The organism is Pseudomonas sp. NPDC089396 (assembly GCF_044749545.1).
Lineage (GTDB): Bacteria > Pseudomonadota > Gammaproteobacteria > Pseudomonadales > Pseudomonadaceae > Aquipseudomonas.
On sequence record NZ_JBIVIC010000002.1, the window covers coordinates 289,826 to 303,567 of the forward strand.

At 64.4% G+C, this 13,742-nt stretch carries 10 protein-coding genes and 1 pseudogene; 8 read left to right on the forward strand and 3 right to left on the reverse strand.

The genetic code is table 11. The features are described 5' to 3' along the window. Nucleotides 1-9: 9 nt before the first annotated feature. Complete coding sequence (gene gatA, locus ACIPZB_RS04330) at nucleotides 10-1,461, reverse strand: Asp-tRNA(Asn)/Glu-tRNA(Gln) amidotransferase subunit GatA (protein WP_008092517.1); 1,452 nt, start codon at nucleotides 1,459-1,461, stop codon at nucleotides 10-12. 15 nt (nucleotides 1,462-1,476) lie between these two features. Beyond that, entirely contained in the window at nucleotides 1,477-1,764 is a 288-nt protein-coding gene (gene gatC, locus ACIPZB_RS04335; protein ID WP_008092515.1) for an Asp-tRNA(Asn)/Glu-tRNA(Gln) amidotransferase subunit GatC, read from the reverse strand. Nucleotides 1,765-1,968: 204 nt separating this feature from the next. Between gatC and mreB the strand changes: the two genes are divergently transcribed. From mreB to tldD, 8 genes and pseudogenes are all read left to right on the forward strand, one after another. Further along, on the forward strand, nucleotides 1,969-3,006 hold the full coding sequence (mreB, locus tag ACIPZB_RS04340; RefSeq protein WP_003255163.1) for a rod shape-determining protein MreB: 1,038 nt from the start codon (nucleotides 1,969-1,971) through the stop codon (nucleotides 3,004-3,006). 161 nt (nucleotides 3,007-3,167) lie between these two features. Continuing rightward, nucleotides 3,168-4,199 (forward strand): rod shape-determining protein MreC, encoded by a 1,032-nt coding sequence (gene mreC, locus ACIPZB_RS04345; protein WP_400639360.1) that lies wholly within the window; start codon nucleotides 3,168-3,170, stop codon nucleotides 4,197-4,199. Then, nucleotides 4,199-4,687 carry a rod shape-determining protein MreD gene (mreD, locus tag ACIPZB_RS04350; RefSeq protein ID WP_008092508.1) on the forward strand — a complete coding sequence of 163 codons (489 nt, stop codon included), beginning with the start codon at nucleotides 4,199-4,201 and terminating at the stop codon, nucleotides 4,685-4,687. The genes mreC and mreD overlap by 1 nt, the downstream gene beginning before the upstream one ends. 33 nt (nucleotides 4,688-4,720) lie before the next feature. Further along, nucleotides 4,721-5,331 (forward strand): annotated as a pseudogene (locus tag ACIPZB_RS04355) (Maf family protein). Nucleotides 5,332-5,385: 54 nt separating this feature from the next. Beyond that, nucleotides 5,386-6,843 (forward strand): ribonuclease G, encoded by a 1,458-nt coding sequence (rng, locus tag ACIPZB_RS04360; RefSeq protein ID WP_400639127.1) that lies wholly within the window; start codon nucleotides 5,386-5,388, stop codon nucleotides 6,841-6,843. Nucleotides 6,844-6,925: 82 nt separating this feature from the next. Then, the gene (locus ACIPZB_RS04365; protein ID WP_400639128.1) at nucleotides 6,926-10,741 is read left to right on the forward strand and encodes a YhdP family protein; all 3,816 of its coding nucleotides are present in this window, start codon (nucleotides 6,926-6,928) and stop codon (nucleotides 10,739-10,741) included. Nucleotides 10,742-10,755: 14 nt separating this feature from the next. Further along, nucleotides 10,756-11,607: a carbon-nitrogen hydrolase family protein gene (locus ACIPZB_RS04370; protein ID WP_400639129.1), complete on the forward strand. Its 852-nt coding sequence runs from the start codon at nucleotides 10,756-10,758 to the stop codon at nucleotides 11,605-11,607. Nucleotides 11,608-11,609: 2 nt separating this feature from the next. Further along, nucleotides 11,610-13,049, forward strand: coding sequence for a metalloprotease TldD (gene tldD, locus ACIPZB_RS04375; RefSeq protein ID WP_400639130.1), 1,440 nt, complete (start codon nucleotides 11,610-11,612; stop codon nucleotides 13,047-13,049). 140 nt (nucleotides 13,050-13,189) lie between these two features. On the opposite strand, the gene yjgA is transcribed toward tldD, so the two are convergent. Continuing rightward, the gene (gene yjgA, locus ACIPZB_RS04380) at nucleotides 13,190-13,711 is read right to left on the reverse strand and encodes a ribosome biogenesis factor YjgA (RefSeq protein ID WP_008092499.1); all 522 of its coding nucleotides are present in this window, start codon (nucleotides 13,709-13,711) and stop codon (nucleotides 13,190-13,192) included. Nucleotides 13,712-13,742 lie beyond the last annotated feature (31 nt).

A 13,742-nucleotide genomic window follows, 5' to 3' on the forward strand; every position in this document is an offset into this window, starting at 1 on the left:
GTGAATTCCTCAGAAGCCGTTGGGGGCGCGGGTGTGCCAGTCGGTGACTTGCTGGTAACGGTGCGCGACGTTGAGCAGGCGGCCTTCCTGGAAGTACGGGGCCAGCAGTTGCACGCCGACCGGCAGGCCATCGACGAAGCCGGCTGGCATCGACAGGCCCGGCAGGCCCGCCAGGTTGGCGGTGATGGTGTAGACGTCTTCAAGGTAGGCGGCGACCGGGTCGCTGCTCTTGGCGCCGAGCTTCCAGGCCGGGTTCGGCGTGGTCGGGCCGAGGATCAGGTCGACGCCTTCGAAGGCGGCCATGAAGTCGTTCTTGATCAGGCGGCGAATCTGCTGAGCCTTGACGTAGTAGGCATCATAGTAGCCAGCCGACAGGGCGTAGGTGCCGACCATGATGCGTCGCTGCACTTCGGCGCCGAAGCCTTCGCCACGGGAGCGCTTGTACAGGTCGGTGAGGTCTTTCGGTTCTTCGCAGCGGTAGCCGAAGCGCACGCCGTCGAAACGCGACAGGTTGGACGAGGCTTCGGCGGGCGCGATCACGTAGTACGCCGGAATGGCGTGCTGCATGTTCGGCAGGCTGATTTCCTTGACCACCGCGCCGAGCTTTTCCAGCTCCTTGACGCTGGCCTGTACCAGTTCGGCAATGCGCGGGTCGAGGCCGGCACCGAAGTACTCCTTCGGCAGGCCGATGCGCAGGCCCTGCAGCGAGGCATTGAGGTTGGCGCTGTAGTCCGGCACCGGTTCGTCGATGCTGGTGGAGTCCTTGGCGTCGAAGCCGGCCATGCCTTGCAGCAGCAGGGCGCAGTCTTCGGCAGTGCGGGCCAGCGGGCCGCCCTGGTCGAGGCTGGAGGCGTAGGCGATCATGCCCCAGCGCGAAACACGACCGTACGTCGGTTTCAGGCCGGTGAGGTTGGTCAGGGCCGCCGGCTGGCGGATCGAGCCGCCGGTGTCGGTGCCGGTGGTGACTGGCAGCAGGCGCGCAGCCACGGCCGCGGCAGAACCGCCGGACGAGCCGCCGGGCACGTGCTCCAGGTTCCACGGGTTCTTCACCGCGCCGTAGTGGCTGGACTCGTTGGCCGAGCCCATGGCGAATTCGTCCATGTTGGTCTTGCCCAGGGTGACCATGCCGGCTTCGGCCAGCTTGGCGACCACGGTGGCGTCATACGGCGCCTTGAAGTTGTCGAGCATCTTCGAGCCGCAGCTGGTGCGAACGCCGTTGGTGCAGAACAGGTCCTTGTGGGCGATGGGGGCACCCAGCAGCGTGCCGGTCTCGCCAGCGGCGCGACGGGCGTCGGCGGCACGGGCCTGGCCCAGGGCCAGCTCCTCGGTGACGCTGATGAAGCTGTTGAGTTGCGGGTCGAGCTGCTTGATACGCGCCAGCAGGGCGCCGGTCAGCTCTTCGGAAGAAAACGACTTGTCGGCGAGTCCGCGGGCGATCTCGGCCAGGGTCAATTGATGCATGGCAGGCTCTATCCCTTACTCGATGACTTTGGGAACCAGGTACAGACCGCTTTCGGTCGAGGGTGCGATAGCCTGGTAGGCGTCGCGCTGGTTGCTTTCGGTGACCTGGTCCGGGCGCAGGCGCTGGCTGGCCTCCAGCGGGTGGGCCAGGGGCTCGATGCCGGTGGTGTCGACCGCTTGCATCTGGTCGACCAGGCCGAGAATGCTGTTCAGGGCGTCGGTAATGCGTGGCAGTTCGCCTTCATGCAGGCCCAGGCGGGCCAGATGGGCGATCTTTTCCACGTCGCAGCGTTCAAGCGCCATGGGAATCTCCAGGGGAAACAAAGAACGGAAAAGGGTCCGCGATGAGGAACATGTCAGCTTTCTGGCGGTCATACGGCCGCGATCATCGGCTGGCATGCTCGGAAAAACGACCAATTTAACATATTGGCTCCTTGCCCAAAATCCCCGCCATTGTTAGAGTTTGCCGCACTTTTTTACCCACGCTTTCCCCAGGGTCACTTTCCCATGTTCAAGAAACTGCGTGGCATGTTTTCCAGCGATCTGTCCATCGACCTGGGTACTGCCAACACCCTTATTTACGTGCGTGAGCGCGGTATCGTCCTGAATGAGCCCTCGGTTGTTGCCATCCGTACCCATGGCAATCAGAAAAGCGTCGTCGCTGTCGGTACCGAGGCCAAACGTATGCTGGGCCGTACGCCTGGCAACATTGCTGCCATTCGTCCGATGAAGGACGGCGTCATCGCCGACTTCAGCGTTTGTGAAAAAATGTTGCAGTACTTCATCAACAAGGTTCACGAGAACAGCTTCCTGCAGCCCAGCCCTCGCGTGCTGATCTGCGTGCCGTGCAAGTCGACCCAGGTAGAGCGCCGCGCGATTCGCGAGTCGGCCCTGGGTGCCGGTGCCCGTGAAGTGTTCCTGATCGAAGAACCGATGGCCGCAGCCATCGGTGCCGGCCTGCCGGTCGAAGAGGCACGTGGCTCGATGGTCGTCGATATCGGCGGGGGTACCACCGAAATCGCGCTGATCTCCCTGAACGGCGTGGTCTACGCCGAGTCCGTGCGTGTGGGCGGCGACCGCTTCGACGAAGCCATTGTCACCTACGTGCGCCGTAACTACGGCAGCCTGATCGGCGAATCCACCGCCGAGCGCATCAAGCAGGAAATCGGCACCGCCTACCCGGGCGGCGAAGTGCGCGAAGTCGACGTGCGTGGCCGTAACCTGGCCGAGGGCGTCCCACGCGCCTTTACCCTGAACTCCAACGAAGTACTGGAAGCCTTGCAGGAATCGCTGGCGACCATCGTTCAGGCGGTCAAGAGCGCCCTCGAGCAATCGCCGCCGGAGCTGGCCTCCGACATCGCCGAGCGCGGCCTGGTGCTGACCGGTGGTGGTGCGCTGCTGCGTGACCTGGACAAACTGCTGGCCCAGGAAACCGGCCTGCCGGTCATCGTCGCCGAAGACCCGCTGACCTGCGTCGCCCGTGGCGGCGGTCGCGCCCTGGAAATGATGGACAAGCACGCGATGGACCTGCTCTCGAGCGAGTGATATCCGCAGCTTTCCAGTGCCCGGTTTACAGGTAGCACGCGCAGTGCTACCTGTATGCGCTGGGCTGGCGTCCTTCCGGCGTCGTTTCCGTCAACCCGCAACCAGGCTGGTGCGTTTTTCCATGTCCAATGACCTCCTGAGTCGTCCACGAGGAACGGCCCATTAAACCGCTTTTCTCCAAGGGCCCTTCGCTGGGCGTTCGCCTGTTGGTACTGGTGGTGCTGTCGGTCGCACTGATGGTGGTCGATGCGCGTTTCGACGTGCTCAAACCGGTGCGCAGCCAGATGGGGCTGGTGCTGATGGAGTCGTACTGGATCACCGACCTGCCCCAGCGCATGTGGCAAGGTGTGGCCGGCCAGTTCGGCAGCCGTACCGAACTGATCGCGGAAAACGAAAAGCTCAAGACCGAGGCCCTGCTGCTGCAGGGGCGCCTGCAGAAGCTGGCGGCCCTGACCGAGCAGAACGTGCGCCTGCGCGAGCTGCTCAATTCCTCGGCGCTGGTCAATGAAAAGGTTGAAGTGGCCGAACTCATCGGGGTCGACCCCAACCCGTTCACCCACCGTATCCTGATCAACAAAGGCGAGCGCGATGGCGTATTCCTCGGCCAGCCGGTGCTCGATGCCCGCGGCCTGATGGGCCAGGTAGTCGAGCTGATGCCGTACACCTCGCGCGTGCTGCTGCTCACCGACACCACCCACAGCATTCCGGTGCAGGTCAACCGCAACGGCTTGCGCGCCATCGCCAGCGGCACCGGCAACCCGGAGCGCCTGGAGTTGCGTCACGTGGCCGACACTGCCGACATCAAGGAAGGCGACCTGCTGGTGAGTTCCGGCATGGGCCAGCGCTTCCCGGCCGGCTACCCGGTGGCCACGGTCAACGAAGTGATCCACGACTCCGGCCAGCCCTTCGCCATCGTTCGCGCCATCCCAACCGCCGCGCTCAACCGCAGCCGCTACATGCTGCTGGTGTTCAGCGACCGACGCACGCCGGAACAGCGCGCCACCGAGGCCGCGATTGCCCAGGAAGAAGCTGACCGCAAGGGCGCGACGAGCCTGACCCCGCCTGCTGCCAATGGCGAGCAGGCCGCGCCTGCCAGCGCTCCGGCCCCCGCCGCGGCGGCACCTGCTCCGGCAGCCGTCCCCGCCAGCCCAGCCCCGGCGCCCGCAGCGCCGGCTCATCCTCGGAGGCAATGATGGCCAAGTCGCGCCGTAATCACGGTTGGGTCATCTGGCTGACGTTCGCCATCGGCCTGCTGCTCAGCGTTTCGCCCATGCCCCAGTTCCTCGAAGTGTTCCGGCCCATGTGGCTGGCACTGCTGGTGTCGTTCTGGACGCTCATGGTGCCGAACAAGGTCGGCATGACCACCGCCTTCGTGCTGGGTCTGGCCGAGGATGTGCTGTACGGCACCCTGCTCGGGCAGAACGCGCTGATCCTCACCCTGATCACCTTCCTGGTGCTGTCCCTGCAGCAGCGCTTGCGCATGTTCCCGATGTGGCAGCAGTGCCTGGTGATCCTGGTGATCTTCGGTATCGCCCAGCTGATCCAGCTGTGGCTCAGCGCGCTCACCGGCAACCGCTTGCCGACCCTGGCACTGGTCTGGTCGGCGGTGATCAGCGCCTTGCTCTGGCCATGGATCAGTTTTGCCCTGCGCGACTTGCGCCGGCGCTTGCATATCAACTGACGGCGCTGCCGCGACTGACAGGGAGATGTCTGCATGAACCCACTTTACCTGGCCTCCGGCTCCCCCCGTCGGCGTGAATTGCTGACCCAGATTGGCGTGCCGTTCACGGTCACCACTGCCCCGATCGATGAAACCCCGCTGCCTGGTGAAAGCGCCGAGGCCTATGTCGAGCGCCTGGCCCTGGCCAAGGCCGAAGCCGGTCTCGCCAACCTGGCTGGCCCGGCCGTGGTGCTTGGGGCAGACACGGCGGTGGTGCTCGATGGTCGTATTCTCGGCAAACCGGAAAACCGCGAACATGCCTTGGCCATGCTGGCCGAGCTGGCGGGCCGTGAACATCAGGTACTGACCGCGGTAGCGCTGAGCGATGGCTCGCGCAGCCAGAGTCTGTGTGTCAGCAGCAACGTGCGTTTTCGCCCGATCAGCACAGCAGAAGCACAACGATACTGGGCCAGCGGCGAACCGGCGGACAAGGCCGGGGGCTATGCCATCCAGGGCCTGGGCGCAGTGTTCGTGACCGGGCTTCAGGGCAGCTACTCCGCAGTGGTCGGCCTGCCCTTGAGCGAAACGGCAGACTTGCTCGCCCAATTCGGTATCGCCTGCTGGCAGGTACCGGCGCTTTGCCAGAGGTAACAAACCAGCGGTAGCCAGCCTGGCACGCGCGATCCATCATTACCGAAGACCTTTGACGAGAGCCTGCCATGAGTGAAGAGATCCTGATCAACATCACCCCGATGGAGTCACGTGTGGCGGTGGTGGAAAACGGGGTGCTGCAGGAAGTGCATGTAGAGCGCACCCTGCGCCGCGGCATCGTCGGCAATATCTACAAAGGCAAGGTTGTACGCGTGTTGCCGGGGATGCAGGCGGCGTTCGTCGACATCGGCCTGGAACGCGCGGCGTTCATCCATGCCTCGGAAATTTCCCAGCGCGAAGGCTCGGCGGTGGAGACCATCACTGCCCTGGTACATGAAGGCCAGGCCCTGGTGGTTCAGGTGACCAAGGACCCGATCGGGACCAAGGGCGCGCGCCTGACCACCCAGCTGTCGATACCCTCACGCTACCTGGTGTACATGCCGCGCAGCAGCCATGTCGGCATTTCCCTGAAGATCGAAGACGAAGCCGAGCGTGATCGCCTCAAGCAGGTGGTCAGCGACTGCATGAACAACGAGAACATCAAGGATGCCGGCGGTTTCATCCTGCGTACCGCCGCCGAGGGTGCGCGCGCCGAAGAAATCCTGCAGGACATCCGCTACTTGCGCCGCCTGTGGGAGCAGATCGGCAGCCAGATCCAGACCTGCGGCGCGCCCACCGTCATCTACGAAGACCTTGGCCTTGCCTTGCGCACCCTGCGCGACCTGGTCAACCCGAAAATCGAGAAAATCCGCATCGATTCGCGGGAGACCTTCCAGAAAACCATGCAGTTCGTCGGCGAATTGATGCCGGAGATTGCCGATCGTCTGGAACATTACCCTGGCGAACGACCGATTTTTGACTTGTATGGGGTCGAGGACGAAATTCAGCGTGCACTGGAGCGCAAGGTGCCGCTCAAGTCAGGTGGCTATCTGGTGGTCGATCCGGCTGAGGCGATGACCACCATCGACGTCAACACCGGTGCCTTCGTCGGCCACCGCAACCTCGAAGAGACCATCTTCAAGACCAACCTCGAAGCGGCCACCGCCATTGCCCGGCAGCTGCGCCTGCGCAACATCGGCGGGATCATCATCATCGACTTCATCGACATGGAAGACGAAGAGCACCAGCGCCAGGTGCTACGTACCCTGGAGAAGCAGCTCGAGCGCGATCACGCCAAGACCAACATCATCGGCATCACTGAGCTGGGTTTGGTTCAGATGACCCGCAAGCGCACGCGTGAAAGCCTCGAACAGGTCCTGTGCGAGCCCTGCGTCGCCTGCCAGGGCCGTGGCAAGCTGAAGACGCCTGAAACCATCTGTTACGAAATCTTCCGCGAGATTCTCCGTGAAGCCCGCGCCTATCAGGCCGAAGGCTACCGGGTACTGGCCAACCAGAAGGTGGTCGACCGTCTGCTCGACGAAGAATCCGGTAATGTGGCAGAACTGGAAGCCTTCATCGGCCGGACCATCCGCTTCCAGGTCGAGTCGATGTACTCGCAGGAACAATACGATGTGGTGCTGCTCTGAGGCCTTCTGATGCACATCACGTGATGGCCGGGCTGGCAAAAGCGACGCCAGCGGCCATCATGGATAAATCAACCGGAGGGCCATGGCCATGGGACGTCTGACCCGCGTTCTTGTTGCCTTGACCCGCTGGGGCCTGGGCATCTGCGCCCTGTTGGCCGTGTTGGTGGCGTTGTATGTCAGCCTCGGCCGCGAGCTGGTGCCGCTGGTGGCGGAGTACCGTGCCGACGTTGAAAGCAAAGCCGAGCAGGCATTGGGCTTGCCGGTGCATGTGGGTGCCCTGGAAGGTCGCTGGAGTGGCCTGGCGCCGGTGCTGCGTGTGCGGGACCTGCAGGTGGGCGAGGGCGCCTCGGCCTTGCGCCTCGATGAGGTGAAGCTGGTGCCCGACATGTGGGCCAGCCTGACCTCGCGCGAGTTGCGCCTGGCGCATATCCAGCTCGGTGGCCTGCAATTGATCCTGCGCGAGAACGAGCAGGGCGCCTGGGCCCTCGAAGGTCTGCCGAAAAAAGACGACGCGCCTGTGGACCCGGCCGAGGTGCTGCAGCGCCTGCGCCAACTGGGGCGTATCGATGTGTTCGACAGCCAGGTCACCCTGCACCCCTGGCAACGTGACCCGCTGACCCTCACCTACGTGAGCCTCGGCCTGCAAGCCGGCGCCTCGCGCCAGGCCCTCGACCTGCGCGCGACCTTGCCCGATGGGCAGCCGCTGGCGGTCAACCTGCGCAGCCGAGCAACGGCCGAGGCCTGGCGCGATGGCCGGGTCGAGGCGTACCTGAGCCTGCCGCAAAGCGATTGGGCGAACTGGCTGCCACCTCGCCTGATGGGCCAGTGGCATGCAGAAGCCCTGCGTGCCGGTGGCGAATTCTGGGTCGACTGGAGCAAGGGGCAGCTGCAGCAGGCCGTGGTTCGCCTCAATGCCCCCCAGTTGCGCGGTGCCTACGCCGAGCGCAAGGCTGTCACCCTGGATAACCTGGCACTGTCGGCCTGGTTCCAGCGTCAGGATCAGGGTTTCGATGTGGTGGTCGATTCCCTGGCGGCCAACATCGGCAAAACCCGCTGGGAAACGCACCTGCAACTGCGTCAGCGGCCTGGCCAAGAGCCTGCGGGTGAAAGCTGGCAGCTGCAGGCTGACCGTCTGGACCTGACCCCGCTGACCCCGCTGATCGACGCACTGGCGCCGCTGCCGGACAAACTCAGGGCCGTGGTCGATGGGTTGAAGGTTACCGGCGCGGTGCGCAACGTGCGGCTGGAGGTGCGGCCCAAGGCTGAAGGCGACCAGCGGCTGCAATTCGCCGCCAACCTGGAGAAGGTCGGCTTCGATGCCTATCACGGCGCACCTGCCGCCGGCAATGTCAGCGGCAGTATCAGCGGCGACCTGGGGCACGGTGAACTGCGCTTGGATACCGACGCATTCATGCTGCATCTGTATCCGATCTTCGCCAAACCCTGGCATTACCAGAAAGCCAATGCCCGGTTGACCTACGCCCTCGACAAAGACGGCTTCACCCTGATCGCCCCGTACCTCAAGGTCCTGGGCGAAGAGGGCAGGATCGCCGGCGATTTCCTGATTCGCCTGCTGTTCACCGAAGGCGCCGAGAGCTACATGGACCTGCGCGTCGGCCTGACCGAAGGCGACGGTCGCTACACCGCCAAGTACCTGCCGGAGGTGCTCAGCCCGGCCCTCGACGACTGGCTGCGCAGCGCCATCGTCAAAGGCAATGTGGACCAGGGCTATTTCCAGTACCAGGGCTCGCTCAACCATGGTGCGACGCCGGAGGCACGCAGCATCAGCCTGTTCTTCAAAGTGCGTGACGCGGCGCTGGACTTCCAGCCTGGCTGGCCCCAGGTACAGCACGTCGATGGCGATGTGCTGATCGAAGACAGCGGCGTGCGGATCAAGGCCAGCAAGGGTCTGCTGCTGGACACCAAGGTCACGGATATCAGTGTCGATATTCCCCATGTCGACGGCAATCAGCACAGCCACCTGTTCCTGGACGGTGATTTCGATGGCCCGCTCGGCGATGGCTTGAAAATTCTCAAAGAGGCGCCGATCGGTACGGGGGAGATCTTCGCGGGTTGGGAGGGCGAAGGGCCGCTCAAGGGCAAGGTCAAGCTCGACATTCCCCTGGCTCATGGCGAGCGGCCGAAAGTGCAAGTCGACTTCGCCACTGCCAATGCCCGTCTCAAGGTAGCGCCACCGAGCTTGGACCTGAACCACCTGAAGGGTGATTTCAGCTTCGATTTCGACAAAGGGCTGAGCGGCAAGAACATCGCCCTGCAGGCGTTTGGCAAGCCGGTTACCGCGCAGATCACCGCCGAGGGGCAGGCCGGGCAGATGCAGACACGCATCAACGCCAAGGGCCAGGCATCGCTCAAGGCCCTGACCGATTGGTTGCAGTTCAAGCAGGCCTTGCCTGCCTCGGGCGACCTGCCGTACCAGTTGCAAGTCAACCTGGGCAGTCGTGACAACAGCTTGAGCGTGAACTCGTCACTCAAGGGCCTGGCCATCGACCTGCCGGCACCGTTCGGCAAGGCCGCGCAGGATACCCGCGACACCCGTTTCAGCATGAACCTGCAAGGGGCAGAGCGGCGCTTCGATGTTGCGTACACCGATGTGGCCCGTTTCACCTATGCCGCACCGGCCGACAAGCTGGGCCAAGGCCGTGGCGAGTTGCTGCTGGGTACCGGCGATGCGCAGCTGCCCGCTGGCGAGGGCCTGCGGGTGCGCGGGCGCCTGGAAAAGCTGGACCTGGCACCCTGGCAGGAGCAGATGTCGGGCCTGGCCGGTAATGACCCGGGTGGCAATGCCCGGCAGAACCTGCAGAGCGTCGACCTCAGCATCGGCCAGTTGAAAGCCTTCGGCATGGACCTGAACCAGGCGGTTGTGCGTCTGGCACGCAGTGGTCCGGCCTGGAACCTGCGCCTGGACAGCAAGGAAGTGATAGGGAACGCCCGTCTGCCGGATGCCAAGGCCGCAGCGATGAACGTACGGTTGCAGACCTTGCGCCTGCCTGCCGCCGAGGTGACCCCGGCCCAGCCCGAGGAAGGCCCTGATCCGCTGGCGAAGTTCGACCCCCGCAAAGTCCCGGCGCTGGACCTGACCATCGACAAGCTGTACCGCGGCGACGACCTCTATGGCAATGCGGCGCTGAAATTGCGGCCGACCGCGCGCGGCGTGGCTGCGCAGGATATCGAGCTGGACTTCAAAGGGCTGCACGTCGATGGCAGCGGCGGCTGGGAGGGCAACCCCGGCGCGACCAGCAGCTGGTACAAGGGCCGCCTGGATGGCAAGAACCTTGCCGACATACTCAAGGCCTGGGGTTTCGCCCCCACTGTGACCAGTCGCGATTTTCGCCTGGACGTGGATGGCCGCTGGCCGGGTTCACCGGCCTGGGTAGGCCTCAAGCGCTTCTCGGGCAGCATGGATGCGGCCTTGCGCAGCGGCCAGTTCGTCGAGGTGGAGGGCAGTGCCCAGGCCCTGCGCGTATTTGGCCTGCTCAACTTCAATTCGATCGGCCGGCGCCTGCGCCTGGACTTCTCCGACCTGTTCGAAAAGGGCCTGGCCTACGACCGGGTCAAGGGCCTGCTGGTGGCCAGCGACGGGGTCTATGTGACCCGCGAGCCGATCACGGTGACCGGTCCATCGAGCAACTTCGAGCTCGATGGCACCCTGGATATGGTCCGTGACCGGATCGACGCCAAGCTGCAAGTGACGCTGCCGGTGACCAACAACCTGCCATTGGCGGCGTTGATCGTTGGAGCGCCGGCGGTCGGCGGGGCACTGTTCCTCGTCGATCGCCTGATAGGTGACCGGGTATCGCGCTTTGCCAGTGTGCATTATCGCGTCGAGGGGCCGTGGAAAGAGCCTAGAATCACCTTTGTGAAACCCTTCAACAAGTAGTCTTGGGAGTGCCCATGAAGGCAGCGGTAATCCAGATGGTCAGCCAGGACGATGTGCTGGCCAACCTGCAGCGGGCGGGCGCTCTGCTTGAACAGGCTGCCTTCGGCGGCGCACGCCTGGCGGTGCTGCCTGAGAACTTTGCGGCCATGGGGCGCAAGGACGCCGCCGCCATCGGCCTGGCCGAGGCGCTGGGCGAGGGGCCGATCCTGCCCTGGTTGAAACGCACCGCCCGCGACCTCAGATTATGGATAGTTGCCGGCACTTTGCCGCTGCCGCCCGCAGATCGTCCCGCAGCGAAGGCCCACGCCTGCTCGTTGCTGATCGACGAACACGGGGAGGTGGTGGCGCGCTATGACAAGCTGCATTTGTTCGACGTCGACGTGGCCGATAACCGTGGCCGCTACCGCGAGTCCGACGACTATGCCCATGGCGCTCAGGTGGTGGTAGCCGATACACCGGTGGGGCGCGTGGGGCTCAGTGTCTGCTACGACTTGCGCTTCCCCGAGCTCTACAGCGCATTGCGCGACGCCGGTGCGGAACTGATTACGGCACCTGCCGCGTTCACCGCGGTCACAGGGGCAGCGCACTGGGAAGTGCTGATTCGCGCACGGGCCATCGAAACCCAGTGCTACCTGCTGGCAGCCGCCCAGGGCGGTACCCATCCAGGCCCGCGGGAAACCCACGGACATGCGGCGATCGTCGACCCATGGGGACGGATCGTCGCCGAACAGGCGCATGGCGAAGCGGTTCTGCTGGCCACGCGCGACACTGATGAACAAGCGTCCATACGGGCGCGCATGCCGGTGGTTTCGCACCGGCGCTTTTTCTCGCAGGGCGCCTTGCGGCCTGCGCACACCTCGGAGTGACTATGAGCCAGATGTTATCCACCGTCAGCGAGCAGCTCCTGGCCCCAGGCGGACTGACCCTGGACAGCCTGCAAGCTGTGCTGGGCGAGTTGGCCGGCCCGGGCATCGACGCCGCCGACCTGTACTTCCAGGGCCAGATCTCGGAAACCTGGGCGCTGGAAGACGGTATCGTCAAGGAAGGCAGCTTCAACCTCGACCAAGGCGTGGGCGTGCGCGCCCAGTCCGGCGAGAAGACCGGTTTTGCCTACAGCAACGCGATCAACCTCGAAGCGCTGACCTCGGCGGCGCGCGCCGCGCGTTCGATTTCCCGTGCCGGCCAGAATGGCACGGTGCAGGCCTTCCGCAGTCAGGACGTGGCGGCCTTGTATGCGCCCGATAACCCGCTGGATGTGCTCAGCCGTGCCGAGAAGGTCGAGCTGCTCAAGCGCGTCGATGCCGCCACCCGTGCGCTGGACCCGCGTATTCAGCAGGTCACCGTGAGCATGGCAGGGGTCTGGGAGCGCATTCTGGTGGCTGCCGCCGATGGTAGCCTGGCCGCCGATGTACGGCCGCTGGTGCGCTTTAACGTCAGCGTCATCGTCGAACAGAATGGCCGCCGCGAGCGTGGTGGGCAGGGCGGCGGCGGGCGTACCGACTACCGTTTCTTCACCGAAGAAAAGGTCATGGGCTATGCCCGCGAAGCGTTGCGCCAGGCGTTGGTGAACCTGGAGGCGATCCCGGCGCCGGCGGGCACCTTGCCGGTTGTGCTCGGTTCCGGCTGGTCCGGGGTGTTGCTGCACGAGGCGGTCGGCCATGGCCTGGAAGGCGATTTCAACCGCAAGGGCAGCTCGGCGTTCAGTGGCCGGCTGGGCGAGAAAGTGGCATCGAGCCTGTGCACCATCGTCGACGATGGCACCCTCGCAGGCCGCCGCGGCTCGCTCAGCGTGGACGATGAAGGCACCCCGACCGAATGCACCACGCTGATCGAGAACGGCATCCTCAAGGGCTATATGCAAGACAAGCTCAATGCCCGCCTGATGGGCATGGCCGTGACCGGCAACGGCCGCCGCGAATCCTACGCGCACCTGCCGATGCCGCGCATGACCAACACCTACATGCGCGCGGGTGAAAGCGATCCGCAGGAAATCATCGCTTCGGTGAAGAAAGGCATCTACTGCGCCAACCTCGGGGGTGGTCAGGTGGACATCACCAGCGGCAAGTTCGTGTTTTCCACCAGCGAGGCGTACTTGATCGAGGACGGCAAGATCACCGCGCCGGTCAAAGGCGCGACGTTGATCGGCAACGGCCCTGAAGCCATGAGTCGGGTATCGATGGTCGGCAACGACCTGGCCCTGGACAGTGGCGTGGGCACGTGTGGCAAGGATGGGCAGTCGGTACCGGTAGGGGTTGGACAGCCGACCTTGAAGTTGGATGCGATCACTGTCGGTGGTACCGGCGCTTGATGACACGGGCTGCCTGTAGGAGCGGCCTTGCGTCGCGAAAGGGCCGCAAAGCGGCCCCACGGTCTCAGCGACTCGGCAGAAATAGCCGGGGCTGCTGCGCAGCCCATTCGCGACGCAAGGCCGCTCCTACACGCCAGCCTTCAGCGCAGGCCGCGCTGAATTTCGTCGAGGTCGCGGATGTACTTGAACACCTTGCGGGCAGCAGCGGGCGGTTTGTTCCGCGCCTTTTCGTGCTGGGCATGGCGAATCAGCGAACGCAGTTGCTGGCGGTCGGTGTCGGGGTACTCGTTGACGAAGCGCTCAAGGTCTTCGTCGTTGCCGTCGATCAGGCGGTCGCGCCAGCGCTCCAGGCCGTGGAAGCGCTCGTTGTACTGGCGGCTGGAGCTGTCGATCTGGTCGAGCACCGCGTGGATGGCGTCCAGGTCCTGGTCGCGCATCAGCTTGCCGACGAACGACATGTGGCGTTTGCGCGCGCCATGGGCGGTGTGCTTGCAGGCTTCGGCCAAAGCCTTGCGCAACTCGTCGGTCAGCGGCAGGCGCGCCAGGGTATCGGCCTTGACCGTGGTCAGGCGTTCGCCGAGTTCGACCAGTGCATGCAGCTCGCGCTTGATCTGGGTTTTGCTTTTTTCGCCGTCGAAGGCGTCGTCGTATGAATCAACCATGGTGGCAGTCCGCTAGAAATCGCCGCCATGA

What these genes read in the sequence shown, in the direction of transcription:
- tldD (WP_400639130.1), top strand. Translation starts at nt 11,610, where the DNA reads ATGAGCCAGATGTTATCCACCGTCAGCGAGCAGCTCCTGGCCCCAGGC.
- rng (WP_400639127.1), top strand. Translation starts at nt 5,386, where the DNA reads ATGAGTGAAGAGATCCTGATCAACATCACCCCGATGGAGTCACGTGTG.
- gatC (WP_008092515.1), bottom strand. Translation starts at nt 1,764, where the DNA reads ATGGCGCTTGAACGCTGCGACGTGGAAAAGATCGCCCATCTGGCCCGC.
- mreB (WP_003255163.1), top strand. Translation starts at nt 1,969, where the DNA reads ATGTTCAAGAAACTGCGTGGCATGTTTTCCAGCGATCTGTCCATCGAC.
- ACIPZB_RS04365 (WP_400639128.1), top strand. Translation starts at nt 6,926, where the DNA reads ATGGCCATGGGACGTCTGACCCGCGTTCTTGTTGCCTTGACCCGCTGG.
- mreD (WP_008092508.1), top strand. Translation starts at nt 4,199, where the DNA reads ATGGCCAAGTCGCGCCGTAATCACGGTTGGGTCATCTGGCTGACGTTC.
- yjgA (WP_008092499.1), bottom strand. Translation starts at nt 13,711, where the DNA reads ATGGTTGATTCATACGACGACGCCTTCGACGGCGAAAAAAGCAAAACC.
- ACIPZB_RS04370 (WP_400639129.1), top strand. Translation starts at nt 10,756, where the DNA reads ATGAAGGCAGCGGTAATCCAGATGGTCAGCCAGGACGATGTGCTGGCC.
- gatA (WP_008092517.1), bottom strand. Translation starts at nt 1,461, where the DNA reads ATGCATCAATTGACCCTGGCCGAGATCGCCCGCGGACTCGCCGACAAG.